This is a genomic window from Pseudomonas sp. PDM18 (assembly GCF_014852585.1).
Taxonomy (GTDB): Bacteria; Pseudomonadota; Gammaproteobacteria; order Pseudomonadales; family Pseudomonadaceae; genus Pseudomonas.
The window spans coordinates 12,234-33,558 of the sequence record NZ_JACVBX010000006.1 but is presented as its reverse complement, the minus strand read 5'-3'; the positions used below and the strand labels follow the sequence as shown (position 1 = coordinate 33,558).

Here is a 21,325-nt window from a genome sequence, read left to right as displayed (position 1 = left end):
GACGCGGCCCGTTCGAGGAGTCACGCCACGGCTGCTGATTCGGCTTCGGTTCGAAGTGCTGCGATGACTGCTGGGCGTGCTCCGGTTGCATCGCGGAAGCGGCGGATGGCAGGAAAGGGCGAGAGGTCTACCTTCAGGTGCTCCGCCCAGCCCAGCACGGTGAACAGGTAGGCATCGGCTATGCTGAAACCTTCGCCGAAGCAATGGCCGTTCTCGCCCAGTACCCGCTCCATGTAGGCCAGCCGCTTCGCCAACTTGCTACGCAGCAAAGCCTTCACCTCTTCCGGAATCTCGCTGCTGAACAGCGGGCTCATCCCCGCATGCAACTCGCTGCCGATGAAATTCAGCTGGGCTTGCAGCTGCGTGCGCGCCAGGCTGCCGTTGAGGGGCGCGAGGCCTGCCTCGGGCTGCAGGTCGGCGAGGTATTGTAGAATCGCCGCGCCTTCGGTCAGCACCGTGCCGTCTTCCAGCTCCAGTGCTGCGACATAGCCTTTCGGGTTGATCCGGTAGAAGTCGCCGCCATCGGCAGTGCGCTTGGTCAGGTTGTTCACTCGCACCAGCGAGAATGGCAGGCCAAGCTCGCGCAGGACGATGTGCGGAGCGAGGGAGCAAGCGTTGGGAGCGAAGTAGAGCTTCATCGGGTGGGCCTGGTCGGAAATGGGCGGCCAGTATTCCCGACTCCGATGCGGCGCGTAAGAACGCACTTTTTGGTGCGCTGGGCACAAAAAGGTTACCGGAAAGCAAAGATGAAGAAGAACGTTTCGGGTTGCTCGGTCGAGGAAGCCATGCGGGTGATCGGCGGGCGCTGGCGGCTGTTGTTGGTGTCGTACCTGCTCGAAGGCAGCAAGCGCTTCAACGAGTTGCGCCGCGATATGCCGGAGATTTCCCAGCGGGTGCTGACCGCCGAACTGCGAGCGCTGGAGGACGCGGGGCTGGTAATTCGCACCGTGTACCCCGAGGTTCCGCCGCGTGTGGAGTACTGCCTGAGCGCTGACGGTGACCGTTTGCGGCCAGTGGTGGACGTGGTGAAGACCTTCGGCCTCTGGCTCAAGGCCCGCCCTGAAGTCTAGAGCCGTAGCAGATCCGTCGGCATCGTTGCTGTCACGAAACCCGCGCCGCTTCCCGCCGCTGCGCGCGGCGCTTGAGCTTCTTCGCGTGCCGCTCCAGCCACAGGTAGACCAGGCAGGCGAGCAGCAGCGGGATCAGGAAGTACAGCACCCGGTAGCCTATCAGTGCGGCCACCAGTTCACCGCGGGAAAAATGGTCCCGCAACACCGTGATGAATACCGTCTCGATCACCCCCAGCCCCGCCGGAACGTGCAGCACGACGCCGGCGATGCTGCTGATCATCAGGGTCGCCAGTACTTCCGGGTAACTGGCCGAGGCGGGCAGCAGGCTGTAGATCAGCAAGGCCATCATCGACCAGTTGCTCGCCCCGGCAAGGCCTTGCAGCGTCGCCAGGCGCCACGTCGGAAGGTTCAGCCGGTAGCGTTTCCAGCCCCATGCGCGGCGGCGGGCGAAGCGGCAGGCCAGCAGGTAGGCGGCGCCGAGCACCAGCAGCAATACGCCGATGGCGCGCAGGCCGTTCTGCCCCAGCGACCAGTTGTCCGGCAGGTTGGGAAAACCGGAGACGAATAGCGCTCCGGCCAGCAGCAGGTATCCGTACCAGTTGGTGATCAGGCTGAAGGTAAGGATGCGCGTGATGTCTCCCGTACTCATCCCCAGTCGTCCATAGAGGCGGTAGCGCAGGGCGATGGCACCCACCCAGGAGCTGAGGTTGAGGTTGAAGGCATTGCACACGAAAGCCACGGTCAATACGCGCCGCACCGGCAACGGGTGGCCGATGTAGAAACGGCTGAGCACATCGAAGCTGCTGAAGATGCCGTAGCTGCAAACGGCGATCAGCATGCCCAGCGCCAAGGTGCTGAGCCTGTACTCACGCAACAGCCGGAACACCTCGTCCCAGTCAGTAGCGCGCAGCAGCAGGAACAACAGCACCGGCAAAGCGATCAGCAGCAAGATGTTGAAGGCACGATTGGCCAGCTTCCAGAAACGCTTGCGGTTCATGGCTGCACCTGCGAATGGCCTGTCTCATCGTCGATGCTGGCGGGATGGAGAGTCTGCCGATGTGCCGGAAGTTGCCCGGCGATGGCCGGGAAGTGACGCAGGAAGTGGAAGCTGAGGAATATCAGCGGTGCCCGCCACCAGTAGCCGCGGCGCGCGTACTGACGGGTGACGCGGCGGCAGCTGTCGCCGGCGAGGCGCTGCAGATGCGCGTCCAGGCCGCTGGCAAAGGCCTGATCCTCGATCATCAGGTTGCCTTCCAGGTTCAGCGACAAGCTCAGTGGATCGAGGTTGCTCGAACCCACCGTAGCCCAGCGCCGGTCGGCCACCGCGACCTTGCCGTGCAGCGGGCGCTCGCAGTACTCGTAGATTTCCACGCCGTCGCGCAGCAGAGTGTCGTAGAGCAGCTTGCTGCATAACCGAACCAGCGGCATGTCCGGCAGGCCCTGGAGGATCAGTTGCACCTTTACCCCGCGCCCGGCCGCATCGCGCAGGGCACGCAGCAGGCGATAGCCGGGAAAGAAGTAGGCATTGGCGATCAGCAGTCGTTCCCTCGCCTGGCCGATGGCGCGCAGGTAGTGCTGTTCGATCTCGGTGCGGCGGTAGAGGTTGTCGCGGATTGCCAGGCAGGTCCGACAAGGGCCTGCCGGCCTGCCGGGGTGCACGGCGTCAGCGGCCGGCATGTCGCCGTACTGGCTGAGCAGTTCCAGGCAGGCGTGGCGTATGTCTTCCACGCTGGGGCCTTCGATCCTCACCGCATAATCCTGCTTGGCCATGGTGCCGAAGTCGGCCAGATGGTCAGCGCAGTAGTTGATGCCGCCGACGAAGGCGACCGCGCCGTCTACCACCACATGCTTGCGGTGCAGCCGGCGGAACAGGTTGGTGCGCATGCCCAGAAGCCGTGGCTGCGGGTCGAACAGATGCAGGCGCACGCCGGCATCCAGCAGGCCACCAATAAAGCTCGCACCCAGGTCCGGCGTGCCGTAACCGTCGGCGATTACCTCCACGCGGACGCCGCGATTGGCGGCGTCGATCAGCGCCTGGCGCAGCCCGCGCCCCACCTTGTCGTCGCGCAGGATGAAGGTCTCCAGCAGAACCTCGCGCTGCGCGCCCTCGATAGCGCGGAACACGCTGGGAAAGAAGTCTTCGCCGTTGATCAGCAGCTCCACGCAATTGCCGTCGCGCCATACCTCGTTCATAGCGATACCTCGGCGAGCAATGGAAGGTGATCGGAAAGGTGTGGCCAGGGCTTGCGATTGAGCACTTCGCTCAGGGTCACCTTGAGGTGGCGCACGTAGATGCGGTCAAGCCGCAGCAGCGGCCAGCGCGCGGGGAAGCTGCGCGGTTCGCCGCCGCTTTCGGCGAACGCTGGGCGCAACCCGCAGCCGGACAGGAGGCCGGTGGCTTTGCAGCGCCAGTCGTTGAAGTCCCCGGCGACCACTACCGGGTCGCTGGCCGGCAGTTCGCCAACCAGGGCGCACAGCAGTTGGAGCTGCTGCTGCCGCTGCGATTCGTGCAGGCCCAGATGCACGCAGACCGCGTGCAGCACGCGCTCGCCTGGCAAGTCGATCTGCGCGTGGAGCAGGCCGCGTTCTTCGGTGCCGGCCACTGAAACGTCGCGATTGTCCCAACGACGAATCGGCAGGCGCGAAAGCAGGGCGTTGCCGTGATGGCCTTCGGGGTAGACGGCGTTGCGTCCGTAGGCGAAGGCCGGCCACATGCTGTCGGCGAGGAATTCGTACTGCGGTGATTGCGGCCAGTTGGCATTGCGCTGGGCATGCAGTTGGTGTTCGCCATGGACTTCCTGGAGGAACACCAGGTCCGCCGAGGTGGCGCGCACCGCATCGCGTAACTCGTGAAGGATGAAGCGCCGATTGAAGGCATTGAAGCCCTTGTGGGTGTTCACTGTAAGTACCCGCAGCAGGGTCTCTGCCTGCGCCTGGGCGAGGCCTCGTGGGCCGGGCTCGGCCAGGCTCATGTCCAGTCCCCTGCGGGTTTGCCCGGTTCCTGGCGATCCATCAGCGTCAGGTCTAGCAGTGCCATGAGCTTGCTGGCGTCGTAGGGCGCGCGGACCTTCACGTCGTTGTCGAAGTAACAGAAGACCTCGCGGGTGCGGCGGTCGCCCCGGGTCGATTTGTCGAACAGCTTCGCGTCGGCGGGTTGCAGTCCGAGCCGCCAGCGGCTTACGCGCTCTTTCCAGCGTTTGAGCGCGGGATCGCCATAGCCGCTGGCGTAGAGTTCCTTGTCACCGTGCAGGCGCAGGTAGACGAAGTCCCTGGCGGTGAGGTCTTCGCCGTAGGGCCACTTGCGGGGCGCGTCGGCGAAGACCAGCGCAACGCCGTGGCGGCGTAGTTGCTGGGCGAATTGCGCGCAGGCGAAGCTCTCATGGCGAACTTCCATGGCGTGGCGCAGGGGGCGCCTGGCCAGCGACCCGGGCCAGTGTTCCGGCCGTCGTGTGGCCGAGTTCTTTGCCAGTTTCAGCGCCGCTTCAGAGGTGCGGGGTAGGAGAGCGAGAAAGGTTTCCACGACTTCCTCGTCGTACTTCAGGCTCGGCGGCAGTTGCCAGAGAAAGACGCCCAGCTTGTCGCCCAGCTCCAGCGGGCCGGAGGCGAAGAAATTGGCCATGCCTTCTTCTGCGTCGCGCAGGCGCTTGATATGGGTGATGTAGCGCGGCCCCTTGACGCTGAAGACGAAACCGTCCGGGGTGTCCTGGGCCCAATGACGATAGCGTTCGGGCTTTTGCAGCGAATAGAACGAACCATTGAGCTCGATACTGTTGAACGCGCGGGAGGCATAGCGCAGTTCATCCTTCTGGCGGAGTCCTTCGGGGTAGAAGTCGCCGCGCCAGGGAACATAGCGCCAGCCGGAGATGCCGATGTGCAAAGCCTTCATGATCAGTTGGCCGATTGTGGGAGGCTGGGGCGGGTATCGGCAGGGCTCATTGGATTCTCCTTGTTCAGTGGCTGTTTTCCGGGCGCCTGAAGGTTCCGACCCAACCGGGCCCGGTAGCGTTCAGAGGGATTGCCCTGCGGTCAGTCCTCGCTACGGCGCAGGGTGAACAGCGCCAGCGAGCGTGCCCCGAGCGGGTAGGCGGCGCCGAATTCCCAGCTGTGCTCATGATCCGCCGGCTCGGCGCTGTCGAGCAGGTACTGCCAGTCGCGGCCCTGTGCGGTTTCCGGAAGGATGAAGTCGAGCCCCTCGTGCCCGGCATTCACCAGCAGGAGCAACGTGGCATCGCCCCCGCTGCGGCGGATGCCGGTGGGTTGTGCGCGACCGTCCATGAGCATGCCCAGGCTGCGCCGTTGTGGGTCGTGCCAGCGGTCCTCGGTCATTTCTTCGCCTTCGGGTGCGAGCCAGGTGACGTCGCGTACGCCCAGTTCCTCGTTGTATTCACCCACCAGGAAGCGCCCGCGGCGCAGGATCGGGTAAGCCTGGCGCAGGCGGATCAGCCGGCGGGTAAAGGCCAGCAGTTCGCGGCCTTCGTCGTCGAGGTTCCAGTCCACCCAGCCCAGTTCGTTGTCCTGGCAGTAGACATTGTTGTTGCCCTGCTGGGTGCGGCTGAACTCATCGCCGGCCAGCAGCATTGGCGTGCCCTGGGAGAGCAGCAGCGTGGCCATGAGGTTGCGCATCTGCTGCAGGCGCAGCCGGCGGATGTCTTCATCGTCGGTCGGGCCTTCGACGCCGTGGTTCCAGGAGCGGTTGTCGTCGCTACCGTCGCGATTGTCTTCACCATTGGCCTGGTTGTGCTTGTCGTTGTAGGTGACCACGTCGCGCAGGGTGAAGCCGTCATGGGCGGTGATGAAGTTCACCGAGGCGTAGGGCCGCCGGCCGCGCTGGTCGTAGAGGTCGCCCGAGGCAGTGAGGCGCCGTGCGAGGTCCGGCAACTGGCCTTCGTCGCCGCGCCAGAAGCTGCGCACGGTGTCGCGGAAGCGGTCATTCCACTCGACCCAGCCAGGCGGGAAGCCGCCCACCTGGTAGCCGCCCGGGCCACAGTCCCAGGGCTCGGCGATCAGCTTGCGGTGGCTGAGCACCGGGTCCTGGCGGCAGGCGACGAGGAAGCTGTGGCGCTCGTCGAAGCCGTCGGCGTAGCGGCCTAGGATGGAGGCCAGGTCGAAGCGGAAGCCGTCCACGCGCATCTCCGTCGCCCAGTAGCGCAGCGAGTCGGTCACCATCTGCAGCACGCACGGGTGGCTCAGGTCGAGGGTGTTGCCGGTACCCGAATCGTTGACGTAGTAGCGGCGGTTGTCGGCCTTCAGGCGGTAGTAGGAGACATTGTCGATGCCGCGCATGCACAGCGTCGGGCCCAGCTCGTTGCCTTCAGCGGTGTGGTTGTAGACCACGTCGAGGATCAGCTCGATGCCGGCGGCGTGCAGGTGCGCGACCATTTCCTTGAACTCGTTGATATGGCCGCTGGCGAGATAACGGGCCTGGGGCGCGAAGAAGGCGATGCTGTTGTAGCCCCAGTAGTTGCTCATGCCCTTTTCCAGCAGGTGCTTGTCGTCGAGGAAACCGTGCACCGGCAGCAGTTCCAGGCTGGTGATGCCCAGCTGTCGCAGGTGCTGCAGCAGCTCGCTGTTCATCAGCCCGGCACAGGTGCCGCGCAGGCGCTCGGGCACGGCCGGGTGGCGCATGCTCAGACCGCGCAGGTGCGCCTCGTAAATGACGGTCTCGTCCCAGGGCACTCGCACCGGCTGCTGCTCGCCCCAGGTAAACGCGGGGTCTATGACCTTGCACTTGGGCACGAAGGCCGCGCTGTCACGCTCGTCGAAGCTGAGATCAGCATCCGCCGAGCCGATGGTGTAGCCGAACAGCGCTTCCGACCACGTCAACTCACCCACCAGCTGCCGCGCATAGGGGTCGATCAGCAGCTTGTTGGGGTTGAAGCGATGCCCGGCGTCGGGCTCGTAGGGGCCGTACACTCGGTAGCCGTAGATCTGCCCCGGATGGGCGTCGGGCAGGTAGCCGTGCCAGATTTCGTCGCTGTACTCGGGCAGCTCGATGCGCTCGACCTCGCGCTTGCCCTGGGCGTCGAACAGGCACAGTTCGACGCGGGTGGCGTGGGCGGAAAACAGCGCGAAATTGACGCCCAGGCCGTCCCAGGTGGCGCCCAGGGGAAAGGGTCGACCTTCGGTAACGCGGGACTGTGGTCGTCGGTTCATGGCGGGCTCCTGGGGTCAGATGTTTTTTTGCTTCGTGCGTGTCCTGGGTGGCGCGGGCTCACTGGGAACCGCTGCCTCGGCCGGGCTGGACTTTGGTTTGCGTTTCGCCGTGGGCGTCACGGTCGGCGCGCTCTTGGTGGGCCTGGTCTTGGCCGGCGACTTGCGTTCGGCGGGGCTGGGCGTGGGCGCGACGGTTTCGCCTGTGTCCTGATTCGGCACTTCCGGATTCGCCTTGGGCAGGCGCCCCTTGCGCCGCGGCGGCTCTTGCAGCAGGGCGGGCTTTTCCGGCTCCTCGTCACCTTCGAAGCGCTGCTTCAGTGACTCGTCCGGCTCGCCATGGTTGACCGATTCGGCTTCGGCCAGGCTATGGGCCATGCGCCAGTGGCGGTCCTGCTGGCCGTCCGGGCGCCCCTCGGACTCCCAGATCTGGTAGGCCAGTTCGCGGACTCTTGCCTCGTTGACCTTCATAGTTCACCTCCGGATATGAGCAGGTTGACCGGGACCGCACCGAGCAGCTCGGTCAGGCGCGGTTCCCCGTTGTGCGGTTCGACCGGGCCGGCCAGTCCGTTCCAGCGGATGGCGGCCAGGGACGAGGGCAGGTGCAGGCGCGTGTCCGCCCAGTGTCCGGGCGGGACCTGCGGCAGTGGCGAATCGCCGAGAAGGGCGGCGGCGCAGCGTGGCACCACCACCAGCAGATGCTGACCAGAATGGCTGCGGACGAAAGCGACGACCTGCGCCGCGTGCTTGCCGCGTACTTCCAGCGGCAGGTAGTCACCGGCTGAGAACAGCGCCGGCCAGCGCTTGCGCAGCCCGAGGGCGTGGGCGAGCAGCGCTTGCTTGATCTCTCCACTGCGCCAGTCACGCAGCAGCGCCGGCCAGTCTGGCGGGGCGTCCAGCGCGGCTTCGCGGGCGGCGAAGTCAGGGGGGCGCCGGTTGTCCGGGTCCACCAGGCTGAAGTCCCAGAATTCGCAGCCCTGGTAGAGGTCGGGCACGCCAGGCGTAGTGTTGCGCAGCACGCTCTGCGCCAGGCCGTTGAGTGCGCCTGCAGGCATCAGACTGCGCGCCGCTTCGGCGATGGACTGGCGCAGCACTGCACCGGCGTCCTCCAGCAGGATACCGCCGAGGAACCGCGCGCAAGCGCTCTCGTAGGCTTCATTGGGCGCGCTCCAGTCGCTGTCCAGCTTGGCCTCGCGGATCGCCTTGCGCTGCCACTGCTCGATGCGCTCGCAGTACGCGCGCAGGCCATCGCCGTCATCGGCGGCCAGCTCCAGCGGCCAACTGCCCAGCAGCGTCTGGTAGAGCATCAGCTCGTCGCCGCCGCTGGGCGCCGGGCCACGGGCGATGTGCTGGCGCAGCGGCGCGGCGAGCTTCCACCAGCTCCAGGCACGCTCGGCGAACCACTCGGCGCGCTCGCTGAGCACCGCCAGGCGCGCCCGGCAGTCCTCGCCGCGCTTGTGGTCGTGGGTCGCGGTGGCGAGCATCGCGTGGGGGAATTCGCGAAGGCGTTGCAGGCAGGCGAGGTGGAAGGCGTCCACGTTGACGCCCAGAGTCTGCGGATCGAAACCGACATCGTTGCGCCCCAGAGCCGCTGCCGAGCGATAGCAGGCCGTGTCCTCCAGGGACTTGGCGGCAATCGGCGGGGTGAGCTGTTGGAAGCGGTCCAGCGCCAGCTTGCGCAGCTGGCGCATCGGCCCCGGCGGCTGGGTGCGCAGCGCTTCGCCGCCGAGCATGCGATCGAGCCAGCCGAGTGTGCGCTGGTCGCTGGGCTCCAGGTGCTGCTGGGCCTGCTCCAGGGCCTGGCTGAAGAAATGTTCGTCCTGCTCGGAGCGGCCGAGCGCGCCGGCGTAGGTGCGATAGACGGGGAAGGCGGCAAGCAACTGGAACAGCGCGCGGCGGATGGAGCCCAGCGGGATGTCGCGGCTGGCCAGGGCGAAGCGGGCGATTTGCCAGAGCTGTTGCGCCAGCCCCTCGACGTCGCCTGCGAACAGCGAGCCCAGCACGTGCTTGCGCGCCTGGCGGACTTCCTCGGCGAAGCCGTCCTGGCGGCCGCTGACTTCCAGCCACAGATGGCGCAGTTGCGGCTCGCCACTGGCGTCGTGCAACAGCTGCGAGACCTGGTTCATGAAGTCGTAGCCGGTGGTGCCTTCCACCTTCCAGTCCGCCGGCAATGATTCGCCGGGGCCGAGAATCTTTTCCACATAGACCGGTGCACCATCGGTGGCGCGCCACAGTCGCCGGCAGTAGCCGCGTGGGTCAGCGAGGCCGTCCACATGATCGATGCGCAGGCCGTCGATCAACCCTTCGTGCATCAGCTGCAGCAGGTAGGCGTGGCTGGCCTGGAAGACGTCCGGGTGCTCCGCGCGCAGGCCCACCAGTTCGTTGATGTCGAAGAAGCGCCGCCAGTTGATGTCGTCCGCAGCCACCCGCCAGTTGGCCAGGCGGTAGTGCTGCTGCTCGATCAACCGGTGCAGGCTGTGCCAGTCATCGCGGTAGGAGGTCAGCAGGGATTCCAGGAGGCCCGCATCGCTCAGTGGCACCGCGGCCTCCCGGCAAAGCGCCTGTGCCAGATGACGACCCAGCGGGTGGTGGTGCAGCTCGACGAAACGCGGCGCGAGAGCCAGCAGCTCGGGGCACTCGGTGTGACAGAGGATCATCCCGTAGCTGGATGGGCAGACCGGGAAGTGCTGGTCGCCGTAGCGCAGCAGGAAGCGGGCGCTGGCGAGGTCGTAGTCCAGCCGGATGCGCCCTGAGCTCACCTCGTCGATGTAATCCTCGCCCAGGCAGGGCAAGAGGACCTGCTGGTCCAGCAATGGATCGTCGCTGTGCCAGCGGATATCGAAGAAGTGCGCGTAGGGGCTGTCCAGGCCCCATTCAAGAACGTCCTGCCACCAGGGATTGGCGTCGCCGATGCGCATGTGGTTAGCCACGGTATCGACAATCAGGCCCATGTCATTGCGCCGCAGACCGGCCACCAGGCGACGCAGCGCGGGCTCCCCGCCCAACTCGTCGCTGATGCGGGTCGGGTCTACCGAGTCGTAGCCGTGGGTAGAGCCCGGCTGTGCGGCCAGCAGGGGCGAAGCATATAGGTGGCTGATGCCGAGTCGGGCGAAGTAGTCCAGCCAGGGCAGGGCGTCATCCAGGGTGAAATCGCGGTTGAACTGCAGGCGCAGGGTGGCGCGGATTTCAGTCATGCTCGCGCCCTCCGTCGCCGGTAGTGCCACGGGCGCGCTTCAGGCGCTCCAGGCGTGCGCGCACCTGAGGGTCGTCGAGCATCTGGCCAGCATTGCGCGCGAAACGCCGCCGCCAGTTCGGGTGGCTGTCTCCAGGCCCCGGCAGGTTTGGCTGCTCGATGCAGGCCAGGGCGTCTTCCAGCGGCAGCAGGACCAGCGGTGCAGGCGTTACGCCGAGGAATTCGATGGCGCCATCCAACACCGGGTCGGGGGTAATGCCGTTTTCGCACAGCGCCCGGCGCAGCGCAAAACTCTCATGCTGGCGGGTGTTGCGCTCTTCGGCAGCGGTCTCGCGGGTGCGCTGGCCGAGCTGTTCGCGCCAGTCGATATCGCGGCCCTTCTGCCAGCCTTCCAGCGTCGGCAAGTCATGGGTAGTGCTGGTGGCGAGGGCATTGTCCGGCCACTGTGCAGGCGGGATGAAATGGTCGTGCTGTTGCTCGAACAGCAGTACGCGCATGCCGAGAATGCCGCGCTCGGCCAGCGTCTCGCGCAGCCCCGGCGGCACGGTGCCGAGGTCTTCGCCGATGATCACAGCGCGTGCGCGCTCGGCTTCCAGGCAGATCAGCCGCAGCAGGTCCTGGATGGGGTAATCGAGATACGCACCGTCCTGCGCCTCTGCGCCGGCAGGGATCACCCAGAGCCGGCGCAGGCCGAGGATGTGGTCGATGCGCAGGCCGCCGACGTAGCGCAGGTTGGCCCGCAGCATCTCGATGAAGGCGCGGAAGCCCTGACGGCGCAGGCCGTCGGGGGAGAAGGCGCAGATTCCCCAGTTCTGGCCGGCGCGGTTAAGGATGTCCGGCGGACAGCCGACGCTGACGCCGGTGAGTAGTTCGTCCTGGCGCATCCAGGCCTGGCTGCCGGAAGGCTCGGCGCCGACGGCGAGGTCGGCGATCAGCCCGATGCCCATGCCGGCGGCCTTTGCGTCGCGCTGTACCTGCTGCAGGCCACGGGCGATCAGCCACTGGCCGAAGGCCTGCTGACTGATCGCCAGCTCCTCGTCGACCATGAAATGGCCCAGCTCGACGCTGCGGGCGTTACGGTATGGCTCGGGCCAGGAGCGCCAGTCGAGCCCTTCGCCAGCTTCTGCGCGGCGCAGTTGCAGGACCTGGAAGCAACAGTGCTGCAGCAACTCGGCGCCGCCGAGGTTGCGGAAGGCGAGGAAGTCTTCGTGCAGTTCGCCGGGTTCGTGCCGGAACTGTTCGTAAAGCTGCGCCAAGAGGCGATCACGCAGGTGGGCGACGCCCAGCCAGTCGACCAGCGCCAGGGCTTGCAGGCGCGCCAGTTCGGCCTCCAGCCCGGCGGCGGCCACTGCCTGGCGTACCGGTTCGTCGCCCAGTACCAGGCCCGGCGCGGCATAGAGTTCGTTGAACAACAGGCGACTGGACGGTGAGTAGGGGCTGTAGATGTCCCGAGACGCGAGGCACATGGCGTGCAGCGGGCTGATGGCAATGGCGTCGGCGCCTTGCGCGGCAGCCGCACTCACCAGTTGGGCCAGGGCGGCGATGTCGCCGGCGCCGCCGTCCTGCTCGCGGCGCAGCGAGTAGAGTTGGGCCGACAAGCCCCAGACATGCTGGCGGCCGCCGCAATACTGCGCCACCGAGGGGCAGCGCGGCGGTGCGACAGCCAGGATCAGCTCGTGGGGGCCCAGATGTAGCGGGTAGTAGCCACTGGCTTCGAGTGCCGGAATCTGACCGTTCTCATCGACATGCCCGTCGCTGTGGTCACTGTCGTCCTCGTTGAACAGCTTGTAGCGGGTGCCTGGCGTGACCGGCACGCTGACCGCCTGGCCGAGGTCGGCGGTGATCAGCGGTGGTACCTCGGTACGCCGGCGTTCCAACTCCTCCAGACTCTGGCGAATCTGCTCCGGGCTCTGCGCCGGGAAGCCCAGCGCTTCCAGCACAGAGCGCTGCACCTCGGCGGTCAGCCGTTGTGGGCGGTTGTCAGCATCCATCCAGTCGATGGCCAGGCCCGCTTCGCTGGCCAGGCGCTCGAGTTGCGCGTCGCTCATCAGGGCATCTCCACGCTGGCGACCAACGCCGCTGCGCCCAGCCAGCCGTGGCGGTAGTGCGCCGCGCTCTGGCCAAAGCAGTACAGCACCTGGGCGGCTTCCGCCGGCGGCTCGACCGCAATGTCATCCGCGCCAAGGTTGAGGTCTATGCGCCACAGGCTGCCGTCGCCCAGCCGCCACTTCGCGCTCAGCGCGCGCTCGCCCAGCGGTTGCGCGTCCAGCGCGCGGCTGCCGGGCAGTTGGGGTATCAGCCAGCGCCGGCGCAGCTGCAGCAGCTCGCTGCAGTGCGCGCGCCAGGCGTCGTCACCCTGCTCGGGGCGAGGGCGGGAGGCCACGAAAGTCTGGTAGTCGTTGGGATCGGGAATCCAGGCGGCAGCGCCTGGCGAGGAGAATTTGCTGAAGCGTCGGAACTCTTCGCGTCGGCCTTCGGTAACGGCCCGCGCCAATTCGCCCTGATAATCGGTGAAGAACAGGAAGGGTTGCCGCTCGCCCCATTCCTCGCCCATGAACAGCATCGGCACCATGGGGCTGAGCAACACCAGTGCGCTGGCCGCGCGCAGGCGGTCGCTGTGGGCGAGGGTGGTCAGGCGCTCGCCCATGGCGCGGTTGCCGACCTGATCGTGGTTCTGCAGGAAGGCCACGAATGCCTGCGGAGCCAGCTGGCCGCTGGGTTCGCCGCGGGCGATACCGCGATAGTCGGTCTCGCCCTGGAAGGCGAAGCCCTCGCGCAGGCAGCGGCACAACTGCTCGATTGGCCGATGCGAGTAGTCGACGTAGTACGCCTCGCTCTCCCCGGTGAGCAGTACATGCAGGCAGTGGTGCAGGTCGTCATTCCACTGGGCGTCGAAACCGGCACCGTCGCCAGGAGCGTCGGCCTGCAGCAGGCTCGCCTCGTTGTTCTCGTTTTCCAGGATCAGGTGCAGTTTGCGGCCATCGGCCGCCTGTCGGGCGCGGCCGGCCAGTTGGTGGAGGAAGTCCCTGTCGGAGATGGCGTGTACGGCGTCGATGCGCAAACCGTCTACCCGGTACTCGCGCACCCACATCTCGGCGTTGCCGATGAAGAACTCGCGCACCGCCGGGTGACGGAAGTCGATCGCCGGGCCCCAGGGTGTCTGCTGGTCGGCGCGAAAGAAGGCGCTGGCGTACTGGCCGAGGTAATTGCCCTGCGGGCCGAAGTGGTTATAGACCACGTCGATGAACACCATCAGGCCCAGGCCGTGGGCGCTGTCGATGAGCCGGCGCAGGGTGTCAGGGTCGCCATAGGCACAGGACGGCGCATAGGGCAGTACGCCGTCATAGCCCCAGTTGCGCCGGCCAGGGAAGGCGTTGAGCGGCATCAGTTCGATGGCGGTGATACCCAGCGCGGCCAGTTCTTCCAGCCGGCCCTGGAGGGCGGAGAAGCCGTCGAACAACCCGACATGGACTTCGTAGATCACCGCTTCATGCCAGGGCCGCCCGCGCCAGTTCGGGTAGAGCCAGCGATAGGTGTCGGGATCGACCACTCGGCTTTCGCCTTCGACGCCCCCGGCCTGGTCCCGCGAGGCCGGGTCGGCCACGAGCAGCTCATGGTCGATGCGGTAGCGGTAGGTTTGCCCGACGATGGCTGGGACTTCGGCGCTGAACCAGCCGTCGGCGAGCTCTTCCAGGCCGTGGCGTTTGCCGCCGCCCAGTTCCACTTCCACCCGCTGCGCATCGGGCGCCCACAGCGAGAAGCGCACCCTGCCGTCGGGCATGACCTGCGCGCCATGTCGCCGATCTAGCTGCAACGTCATCGTACGGCCTGCGCTGGCACCCGCTGCAACAGGCGCTGATAGAGAGCTGTGTAGGGACGAACGGCTTCGTCCCAGGGCAGTGGCGACTCCATCGCCTTGCAGCGCATGGCGTGCAGCAGTTCCGGATAGCGGTAGATGTTCAGCGCGCGGCGTACGGCGTCGAAGTAGCTGGCCGGCGTCTCGTCGCGGAACAGCAAGCCGGTCACGCCGTCGACGATGGTGTCGGCCAGCCCGCCGGTGTGCCGGGCGATGGGCAGCGATCCGAAGCGCTGGGCGTACATCTGGCTGAGGCCGCAAGGCTCGTAGCGTGAGGGCATGAGCAGGAAGTCGCTGGCGGCGTAGATGCGCCGTGCTGTGGTCTCGTCGAAGCCGACCTGCACGCCGACCCTGCCGGGATAGCGTTCGGCCAGCTCGCGCATGGCCTGTTCCAGCTCGGGCTCGCCGCAACCGATGGAGACCAGCCGGCCGCCGGCGGCAACCATCTCGTCGGCGATGGCCAGGGTCAGGTCGATGCCTTTCTGGTGCACCAGCCGCGAGACCACAGCGAACAGCGGACCACGACCGGGCAGGAGGCCGAACTGCTTCTCCACGTACTCGGCGTTGCGGCGCTTGCCGGCCAGACGCGACGAATCGAAACCTTCGACCAGATGCGGGTCGGTCAGCGGGTCCCAGCCGGCGTCGATGCCGTGGGTGATGCCGCTGAGCTGGCCGCGGTCACGGCGCAGGGCGAGAACGCCGTGCATGCCGCAGCCGAGCTTCTCACTGGTGATCTCGCGGGCGTAGGTTTCGCTCACTGTGGTGATGTGACTGGCATGGCTGATGCCGGCCTTGAGGAATGACAGCTTGCCGTAGAACTCCATGCTGCCTGGCGAACCGGCGGAGTCCGGCAGGCCCAGCTCGGCGCAGCAACCCAGCGGGCAAGAACCCTGGTAGCCAAGATTGTGAATGGTCAGCACGCTGGGTGTGGCCTGACCGCGCCAGGCCATGTAGGCAGGGGCCAGCGCGGTGGGCCAGTCGTTCACATGGAGCAGGTCCGGGTACCAGGCCAGTTCGCTCATGCCGGCTGCAATGTCGGCGGCGGCCAGGCTCAGGCGGGCGAAGCGGATGTGGTTGTCAGCCCATTCGTGGCCGTTCTGGTCGACGTAGGGCGTGCCGGGGCGGTCGTAGAGTTCGGGGCAGATCACCGCGTAGACCACCAGCCCATCGGCCAGCTTCAGCTCACCGATGTCACAGGCCGGCAGTGCAGCGAGGCCCGGCAGGCGGCCAACAACCTTGCAGGCGATCGCTCCCTTGAGGACCTGCGGATAGCCGGGGATCAGCACACGGATATCGTGGTCGGCCAGCAGTGCTCGGGGTAGCGCTGCAGAGACGTCGCCCAGACCGCCGGCCTTGACGAAGTCGCTGAATTCGGAAGTGGCGAAGAGTATCCGTTTGCGCTGTTGCGGCGGCGTACCATCGGCCGAAGGGATAGGGGAGAGATTGACTGTGGCTTCTTCCAGGCGCACATCGGCCAGCTGGTTGCGCATTGTTGACTCCTCTTGTTCGTCAAGGGGGCTGGCGTTTCCTGTCAGCCCCGTGGTTCTCCGTGGCGTTTGCCCTGTCCTGCGGGGGACCGCCTCCCGACGGACGAAGTTTCGAATTTCCGCCGACGCGCGCTACCGCCGTGGCGACATCCCGGTTAGCGCGGGAGCCGCTCGGTTCGAGGGGCATCAGGCAGGGGCAGAAGATGCGGCCGAAAACTCTGCGGCCGACAGGCATAGCTGCAAGCAGGGTCCGTACCAGCCTTTGGCCTGGTCGTAACTTATTGAACGGAAAGGTAATTCAGAGACTTGTATGGCGTTGTGCAACCAGCAGAATGCACGATGAGCCTCCGCGTCGGTTGCAATACGCCTTGCCGTTACGCTTCGCGGCGAGGGGTGTGCTTGCCCTTGTAGTCAAGCTCCTGCGCGCGTTCGACGGGCAACGTGTGGCCCAGATGCTCCTCGGCCATCTGCCAGTGGCGGGCGGCCTGGCCTGTAGGTTTGCCTTCGGCAACCCAAAGGTCGTAGGCCTTCTGGCGGACCTGTGCTTCGCGGTCCTGGTCACTGCGGTTCTGATTCATGCTCCGCTCCAGCAGTTCGTCATCTATGTAGAACCGATGACTGCCGCATCAGTCAGCTTGTTCATATAGCCTGACAGAGGGACGTTTCATGAACGATGCCGATCGCCCACGCCTTGTCGTGGCCTGCTCGCTCGATCCGGATGCGCAGCCAGCCGACCGCCTGACCCACGAGGCCCTGGGTGCCTGGCTGGCGGAGATCCAGGGCCTGGATTTTCGCTCCGAACCGCCCTCGCACCGGCAGGCCGGCCAGCAGTTCTACTGGGTACCGGACGCCACGGTTGTAGGACGCGATCAGGCAGGGGAATTTGGTATCCACGGCCCGCTGGACCTGTTCGGTGGCTATGTGCAATACGGGTTCCAGGGCGGCAAGGCCATCGTCCACCCGCTGATCGACCGACCGACCCTGACCCCGCGAGGCTGGAGCGACGCATTCGCTGCACGGGTCAAGCCGCTGGTGCTCGATGGCCACAGCGTGTTCTGCCACAACGACGCCGTGCGCTGCGCCAGCGCTCGTCTGCAACAAGGCCCGCAGCGGCTGAAGCCGGCAGCCAGCCGGGGCGGGCAGGGGCAGCAGGTCGTGGCGGATACGGATCAATTGGCCGAGGCCCTGGCCCGCTACGAGGACGGTGATTACCACCAGGGCCTGGTGATCGAAGACGACCTCGACGAGCCGCAGACCCACAGCGTCGGCCAGGTGATGATCAACGGTGTTCTGCTCAGCTATCACGGCGTCCAGCAGCGCAATCGCAACCCACGCGGTGAGCTCGTCTATGGTGGGAGTGACCTGCTGGTGGTGCGCGGCGACTTCGATTGCCTGCTTGCACTGGACCTGGTGGAGTCGGTGAAACTGGCGATCCACCAGGCGGTGCAGTTCGACCGCGCCGCGCATCAGCTGTTGGCGGCCTTTTTCGCCTCGCGACGTAACTATGACGTCGCCCAGGGCCTGGACGTCCGCGGCCAGCGTTGCTCCGGCGTGCTGGAGCAGTCCTGGCGCATCGGCGGTGCCAGCGGTGCCGAACTGGCGGCGCTGGAAGCCTTCGTCGCCGATCCGACGCTGTGCGTGGTACGTGCTTCGACGTTTGAAATCTTCGAGGACAAACCCCTGCCGGACAACGCTCGCGTGCTCTATCGCGGGCCGGACGAGCACGGTGATTTCCTCATGAAGTACGCAATGGTGGCGCCTTATGTCTTCCCGTGACGACCTGCTTCCCCGAGAGTTTTCCAGCGACGAACGCATCGATATCGACGTCGGAAGCCTGCGCCTGCAGGGCAATTTCCTCAGCCCTCGCACCCATGTGCCCGGCGTACTCTTCGTGCACGGTTGGGGCGGCAGCCAGGAGCGCGATCTCAATCGGGCCCGTGGTATCGCGGGGCTTGGCTGTGTCTGCCTGACCTTCGATCTCGCCGGTCACGGCGCCGGCGAAGCGTTGCAGGCTTCCATCACCCGTGAGGACAATCTGCGCGACTTGCTGGCCGCCTACGATCGGCTGGCGGCGCATCCGCGTATCGACTCCAGCGCCATCGCGGTAGTCGGTACCAGCTATGGCGGATACCTTGCCGCGATCCTCACCGAGCTGCGTGCCGTGCGTTGGCTGGCACTGCGCGTGCCGGCGATCTATCGCGACGAGGACTGGGACGTGCCCAAGGGCGAACTGCCCAGGGATGACCTGATGGCCTACCGCTCCAGCCTGATCCCGGCGGCCAGCAACCGTGCGCTGAAGGCCTGTTCGAAGTTTCACGGAGACGTGCTGCTGGTGGAGTCGGAGCACGACAGCTATATCCCGCACCCGACCATCATGAGTTACCGCGCTGCCTTCCAGCACACGCACTCGCTTACCCACCGGATCATCGACCAGGCCGACCATGCGCTGAGCAGCGAGACATCGCAGGCGGCCTACACCGACATCCTGGTGCGCTGGATCACCGAGATGGTGGTCGGCGAACGCACCAATCGTCTGATCGTGGGCTGAACGTCAGGGCGCCGCGAGCCCATCGAGGAATTCACCGAAACCATTCCGAGCACGGCAGTCACGGCGGGCGCTGGTGGTGACGCAGGTCTGGTGCGTCCAGACGATGCGCGCGCCGCTGCGCTCCAGGTCGCGAACCAGATGTACGTCCTCGTCCGCCGCGAGCGGGCGGAAACCTCCGGCGCGCTGGTAAGCGCGGGCACATACACCGAGGTTGGCACCATGGATATGCCGATGATTCTCAGTGCTTTGGTAGTGGGCTTCGTAGATCAGGCGAACCTGCTCCGCGCGTGGTGACCAGTCGGCAACGCGGACGGTACCGCAGACCGCCTCGGCGCCGAAGGCCAGTTGGCGCACCAGCCAATCGTGGTCGACGCTGCTGTCTGCATCGGTGCACGCCAGCCAGCGAGCGCCCAGTTCCAGCAGGTAGGCTGCGCCGACGCGGCGAGCATGGCCGACGTTGCGCTCGTCGACCCGCAGCACGGCGGCACCACAGGCGCGGGCCACGGCCTCGCTGTCATCGGTGCAGGCGTCGAGCACGACGAGGATGCACACCGATTCCTCATTCAGTTCCGGATGCAGCGCCGCCTGCTGCAGAGACGCGAGACAGGCGCCGAGCAATTCCGCTTCGTTGTGCGCAGGCACGAGTACGCCGATCATGCAGCGTCCTCGTCGAACCACAGCTCCAGGCGGAAGTCCCGCTCGACATGGCTGATCTTGGCTGCAGTGCGCAGCGCCCGTGCCAGGTATTCGTGCACCGCATCGCCCGCTAGCGCGCAGCCCTCGATGGGATGGCGCCAATGGCAGGCAACCAGTACACCGCCGGGCTCCAGGCTGGCAGCCGCGCATTGGCAGAGGTTGGCCCAGTCTCCGGATGCCAGGTAATAGCCGAGCTCGCCAAGAACGATCAGGTCGAAACGCTCCTGCGGCCAATCAGCTGGCAGGCAGTGCCTGGCCAGGCGCACATTCTCCAGCCCGGCCAGGCGCGGTCGGGCGAGGGCAAGCGCCTCGACACTGAAGTCGCTGCACAGCAGCGAGTCGACCCTGCCAGCAAGTTCGGCGCTGGTCTCGCCGTTTGCGCAGGCCGGCTCGTAGCCGCTGGAGAACCGGCCGCGCGGCAAGCTGGCGAGTATCAGTCCGCGCTTGCGTCGCTCGTACCAGGAGGAACGGAACGACCAGGGATCCGGGTCACCACGGAACATCTCGTCGAAATATCCGGAAGTCAGTGAGCTCACAGGAAGTACACCTCGAAGGGTTGCAATAGGGTCTCCAGCAGGCGCGCATCGAGGATCGGCCGAGGGCCTTCGAGCTGGCTGACATGCGCCTGAATCGCCCGGCGTTTGCGTTGCACCGCCGCTTGGTCGAGATCCAGCCGGCGCCCCCTGGCCCAGGGCAGGCGCGGGTCACCAGGCAGGGCCCAGTGCCAGGCCCAGATCGGCGCCTCGACGTGGCGGGCGTCGCAGCGGGCAGCGACCTGGGCGCAGGCCAGCCCCGTTGCCTCATGGTCGCAGTGCCCGTCCCGCCGCCAGGTGCTGAGTACCCGGTCGCCAGGGCGTATCCATTCGATCAGCATGTGAGCCAGGAGGGCGGCTTGTACGCCGCTGTCCGGCAGATGCAGGCGCTGCCATTGCCACCGAAGCCCAGCCAGCCCGAGTTCAAGCACTGCTGCGCGACTTTCTTCCAGGCGGGCTCTGCGCAGACGCTCCGGTGTCCAGCGGGGAGAATCGGGGTGGCTGCCTTCACCGTCGGTCACGGAGATCAGCAGCACTTCAACGTCCTCATTAAGGCCTGCCAGCAAGCCGCCGCAGGCCAGCACCTCATCGTCGGGATGTGGAGCGACCACCACCAGCCGTCGTCCCGGTGGCAACAGCTCGTGGCGGCTGATGCGCGGCAGCTGATCCAATTGCGAACTGGCTTGCCAAGCCGAGGCGGGGGTGCCGGGTGTACCGGCAATCAGGTCAAGCGTGTTGCTCACAGCGACCACCGCTCCTGACGCTGGTTGGTGAGGTGCAGGCCGAGGTGCGCCAGGTCTCGTTCGCCGTGGCTCTGGCGGAGGAACACCGGCAGGTCGGCGGCAATCCGGGCAAAACGAAGGTCCCGACAGAACGGCGTGGCCCCCAGGGCGTGGCCCACATGCCATTGCACGGCCTCGACCGCGCCTTCCACCTGGGCACGTACGCGGCGTGCGGGCAGTTCCGAGTTTGCATCCGGGTTGTCGTCGATCCAGCTGGCGCATTCGCGCAATGCGCCGGCGGCACCGGCCAGTGCGGCATCCACCGCGCCCAGGTGAGCCATTGCGTGCGGGTCTTCAGGCCGGCCATCGCGCAGATAGCTGGCCAGGCGGCTGGCGGCGCCGTACCAGCACGCGGCTATGCCGGCGCCGCCGTGCCAGAATCCGGGCCGCTGCAGATAGGCCTGCGGTGCGCCAACGCAGCGTGCGAGTGCTCCGTCGAAATCAACCGTGGCGCTTCGGGTAGCCGCCATGCCGACGGCATTCCAGTCGCCATCGCCAATCGTCACGCCCGGTTGCTCCAAGGTCACGGCGATCAGTTGAGGGCGATCCCACTCGTCCTTGGCCGTCACCAGGGCGTGTTCCACCAGGACGGCACCGGAGCACCACGGTTTGCGGCCGCTGATGCGCACGAACCCGGCTTCGCGGGCCACGATCTTCACGCTGGTGCCCGGCGGCTCGGCCGCCCAGACCGCCCAGGTACCGGGGCGGGTTTCACCCTCCAGCTCGTCAAGGATGGCCAGTGCATCTGTGTGCCCCTCGTACAGCTTGAGCAGCGACAGATCGCTGCCGGCTACCGCCGCCAGTGCCTGCCAGCGACGTAGCGTGGCGCCGCTTCCCGGGCCCGGCAACTGGTCGAGTCCGCTGTCGCTCAGGGTGCGCAGGGCATGGCCGAGCGCGGCTTGCTGCTGGTCGGCGTCCAGCGGCAATTGGAAATCCTGGAGTAGGTCGCACAGTGCATTCAGGCCGTCCTGGGTCATGACGATGTCCGATGGTGAGGGGCTTATTCATCC

The 21,325-nt window shown here is 66.5% G+C and carries 19 protein-coding genes; 3 read left to right on the top strand and 16 right to left on the bottom strand.

Features of this window, described 5'->3' with window-relative positions; genetic code table 11:
* Nucleotides 1-20: 20 nt before the first annotated feature.
* A complete protein-coding gene (gene gstA, locus IB274_RS13970; RefSeq protein WP_192432535.1) occupies nt 21-638 on the bottom strand; it encodes a glutathione transferase GstA in 618 nt (205 codons plus the stop codon).
* A gap of 108 nt (nt 639-746) precedes the next feature.
* Between gstA and IB274_RS13965 the strand changes: the two genes are divergently transcribed.
* Entirely contained in the window at nt 747-1,070 is a 324-nt protein-coding gene (locus tag IB274_RS13965) for a winged helix-turn-helix transcriptional regulator (RefSeq protein WP_192432534.1), read from the top strand.
* 31 nt (nt 1,071-1,101) lie between these two features.
* On the opposite strand, the gene IB274_RS13960 is transcribed toward IB274_RS13965, so the two are convergent.
* The 11 genes from IB274_RS13960 to IB274_RS13910 all read right to left on the bottom strand — a co-directional run bounded on the left by IB274_RS13960 (nt 1,102) and on the right by IB274_RS13910 (nt 16,334).
* Nucleotides 1,102-2,067, bottom strand: a complete 966-nt coding sequence (locus IB274_RS13960; protein ID WP_192432533.1) for a lysylphosphatidylglycerol synthase domain-containing protein — start codon at nt 2,065-2,067, stop codon at nt 1,102-1,104.
* Nucleotides 2,064-3,263: a cardiolipin synthase ClsB gene (clsB, locus tag IB274_RS13955; protein ID WP_192432532.1), complete on the bottom strand. Its 1,200-nt coding sequence runs from the start codon at nt 3,261-3,263 to the stop codon at nt 2,064-2,066. Before clsB ends, IB274_RS13960 begins: the two co-directional genes overlap by 4 nt.
* Nucleotides 3,260-4,042: an endonuclease/exonuclease/phosphatase family protein gene (locus tag IB274_RS13950; protein WP_192432531.1), complete on the bottom strand. Its 783-nt coding sequence runs from the start codon at nt 4,040-4,042 to the stop codon at nt 3,260-3,262. The genes clsB and IB274_RS13950 overlap by 4 nt, the downstream gene beginning before the upstream one ends.
* Nucleotides 4,039-4,956, bottom strand: a complete 918-nt coding sequence (locus IB274_RS13945) for a DUF72 domain-containing protein (protein ID WP_192432530.1) — start codon at nt 4,954-4,956, stop codon at nt 4,039-4,041. Before IB274_RS13945 ends, IB274_RS13950 begins: the two co-directional genes overlap by 4 nt.
* Nucleotides 4,957-5,096: 140 nt before the next feature.
* On the bottom strand, nt 5,097-7,223 hold the full coding sequence (gene glgX, locus IB274_RS13940) for a glycogen debranching protein GlgX (protein ID WP_192432529.1): 2,127 nt from the start codon (nt 7,221-7,223) through the stop codon (nt 5,097-5,099).
* Between the two features lie 15 nt (nt 7,224-7,238).
* Complete coding sequence (locus tag IB274_RS13935) at nt 7,239-7,691, bottom strand: DUF2934 domain-containing protein (RefSeq protein WP_192432528.1); 453 nt, start codon at nt 7,689-7,691, stop codon at nt 7,239-7,241.
* Nucleotides 7,688-10,414, bottom strand: coding sequence for a malto-oligosyltrehalose synthase (gene treY, locus IB274_RS13930; protein ID WP_192432527.1), 2,727 nt, complete (start codon nt 10,412-10,414; stop codon nt 7,688-7,690). Before treY ends, IB274_RS13935 begins: the two co-directional genes overlap by 4 nt.
* A complete protein-coding gene (malQ, locus tag IB274_RS13925; protein WP_192432526.1) occupies nt 10,407-12,461 on the bottom strand; it encodes a 4-alpha-glucanotransferase in 2,055 nt (684 codons plus the stop codon). Before malQ ends, treY begins: the two co-directional genes overlap by 8 nt.
* The gene (gene treZ / locus IB274_RS13920) at nt 12,461-14,233 is read right to left on the bottom strand and encodes a malto-oligosyltrehalose trehalohydrolase (RefSeq protein ID WP_192432525.1); all 1,773 of its coding nucleotides are present in this window, start codon (nt 14,231-14,233) and stop codon (nt 12,461-12,463) included. The genes malQ and treZ overlap by 1 nt, the downstream gene beginning before the upstream one ends.
* Nucleotides 14,230-15,759, bottom strand: coding sequence for a glycogen synthase GlgA (glgA, locus tag IB274_RS13915; protein ID WP_192432524.1), 1,530 nt, complete (start codon nt 15,757-15,759; stop codon nt 14,230-14,232). Before glgA ends, treZ begins: the two co-directional genes overlap by 4 nt.
* Before the next feature lie 371 nt (nt 15,760-16,130).
* Nucleotides 16,131-16,334, bottom strand: coding sequence for a DUF2934 domain-containing protein (locus tag IB274_RS13910; RefSeq protein WP_192432523.1), 204 nt, complete (start codon nt 16,332-16,334; stop codon nt 16,131-16,133).
* Nucleotides 16,335-16,422: 88 nt separating this feature from the next.
* Between IB274_RS13910 and IB274_RS13905 the strand changes: the two genes are divergently transcribed.
* Entirely contained in the window at nt 16,423-17,532 is a 1,110-nt protein-coding gene (locus IB274_RS13905; protein ID WP_192432522.1) for a DUF3182 family protein, read from the top strand.
* The gene (locus tag IB274_RS13900) at nt 17,519-18,304 is read left to right on the top strand and encodes an alpha/beta hydrolase family protein (protein WP_192432521.1); all 786 of its coding nucleotides are present in this window, start codon (nt 17,519-17,521) and stop codon (nt 18,302-18,304) included. The genes IB274_RS13905 and IB274_RS13900 overlap by 14 nt, the downstream gene beginning before the upstream one ends.
* A gap of 3 nt (nt 18,305-18,307) precedes the next feature.
* Here IB274_RS13900 and IB274_RS13895 read toward each other — a convergent pair whose 3' ends face one another.
* The 4 genes from IB274_RS13895 to IB274_RS13880 are packed head-to-tail and all read right to left on the bottom strand — an operon-like array spanning nt 18,308 to nt 21,298.
* Entirely contained in the window at nt 18,308-18,961 is a 654-nt protein-coding gene (locus IB274_RS13895; protein WP_192432520.1) for a glycosyltransferase, read from the bottom strand.
* Complete coding sequence (locus tag IB274_RS13890) at nt 18,958-19,536, bottom strand: class I SAM-dependent methyltransferase (protein ID WP_318652875.1); 579 nt, start codon at nt 19,534-19,536, stop codon at nt 18,958-18,960. Before IB274_RS13890 ends, IB274_RS13895 begins: the two co-directional genes overlap by 4 nt.
* Complete coding sequence (locus IB274_RS13885; protein ID WP_192432519.1) at nt 19,533-20,276, bottom strand: PIG-L deacetylase family protein; 744 nt, start codon at nt 20,274-20,276, stop codon at nt 19,533-19,535. The genes IB274_RS13890 and IB274_RS13885 overlap by 4 nt, the downstream gene beginning before the upstream one ends.
* A complete protein-coding gene (locus IB274_RS13880; protein WP_412548427.1) occupies nt 20,273-21,298 on the bottom strand; it encodes an acyl-CoA dehydrogenase in 1,026 nt (341 codons plus the stop codon). The genes IB274_RS13885 and IB274_RS13880 overlap by 4 nt, the downstream gene beginning before the upstream one ends.
* Between the last annotated feature and the right edge of the window lie 27 nt (nt 21,299-21,325).

What these genes read in the sequence shown, in the direction of transcription:
- IB274_RS13905 (WP_192432522.1), top strand. Translation starts at nt 16,423, where the DNA reads ATGAACGATGCCGATCGCCCACGCCTTGTCGTGGCCTGCTCGCTCGAT.
- glgX (WP_192432529.1), bottom strand. Translation starts at nt 7,223, where the DNA reads ATGAACCGACGACCACAGTCCCGCGTTACCGAAGGTCGACCCTTTCCC.
- IB274_RS13965 (WP_192432534.1), top strand. Translation starts at nt 747, where the DNA reads ATGAAGAAGAACGTTTCGGGTTGCTCGGTCGAGGAAGCCATGCGGGTG.
- IB274_RS13960 (WP_192432533.1), bottom strand. Translation starts at nt 2,067, where the DNA reads ATGAACCGCAAGCGTTTCTGGAAGCTGGCCAATCGTGCCTTCAACATC.
- IB274_RS13950 (WP_192432531.1), bottom strand. Translation starts at nt 4,042, where the DNA reads ATGAGCCTGGCCGAGCCCGGCCCACGAGGCCTCGCCCAGGCGCAGGCA.
- treZ (WP_192432525.1), bottom strand. Translation starts at nt 14,233, where the DNA reads ATGACGTTGCAGCTAGATCGGCGACATGGCGCGCAGGTCATGCCCGAC.
- malQ (WP_192432526.1), bottom strand. Translation starts at nt 12,461, where the DNA reads ATGAGCGACGCGCAACTCGAGCGCCTGGCCAGCGAAGCGGGCCTGGCC.
- gstA (WP_192432535.1), bottom strand. Translation starts at nt 638, where the DNA reads ATGAAGCTCTACTTCGCTCCCAACGCTTGCTCCCTCGCTCCGCACATC.
- clsB (WP_192432532.1), bottom strand. Translation starts at nt 3,263, where the DNA reads ATGAACGAGGTATGGCGCGACGGCAATTGCGTGGAGCTGCTGATCAAC.
- glgA (WP_192432524.1), bottom strand. Translation starts at nt 15,759, where the DNA reads ATGCGCAACCAGCTGGCCGATGTGCGCCTGGAAGAAGCCACAGTCAAT.
- IB274_RS13895 (WP_192432520.1), bottom strand. Translation starts at nt 18,961, where the DNA reads ATGATCGGCGTACTCGTGCCTGCGCACAACGAAGCGGAATTGCTCGGC.
- IB274_RS13945 (WP_192432530.1), bottom strand. Translation starts at nt 4,956, where the DNA reads ATGAAGGCTTTGCACATCGGCATCTCCGGCTGGCGCTATGTTCCCTGG.
- treY (WP_192432527.1), bottom strand. Translation starts at nt 10,414, where the DNA reads ATGACTGAAATCCGCGCCACCCTGCGCCTGCAGTTCAACCGCGATTTC.
- IB274_RS13935 (WP_192432528.1), bottom strand. Translation starts at nt 7,691, where the DNA reads ATGAAGGTCAACGAGGCAAGAGTCCGCGAACTGGCCTACCAGATCTGG.
- IB274_RS13900 (WP_192432521.1), top strand. Translation starts at nt 17,519, where the DNA reads ATGTCTTCCCGTGACGACCTGCTTCCCCGAGAGTTTTCCAGCGACGAA.
- IB274_RS13910 (WP_192432523.1), bottom strand. Translation starts at nt 16,334, where the DNA reads ATGAATCAGAACCGCAGTGACCAGGACCGCGAAGCACAGGTCCGCCAG.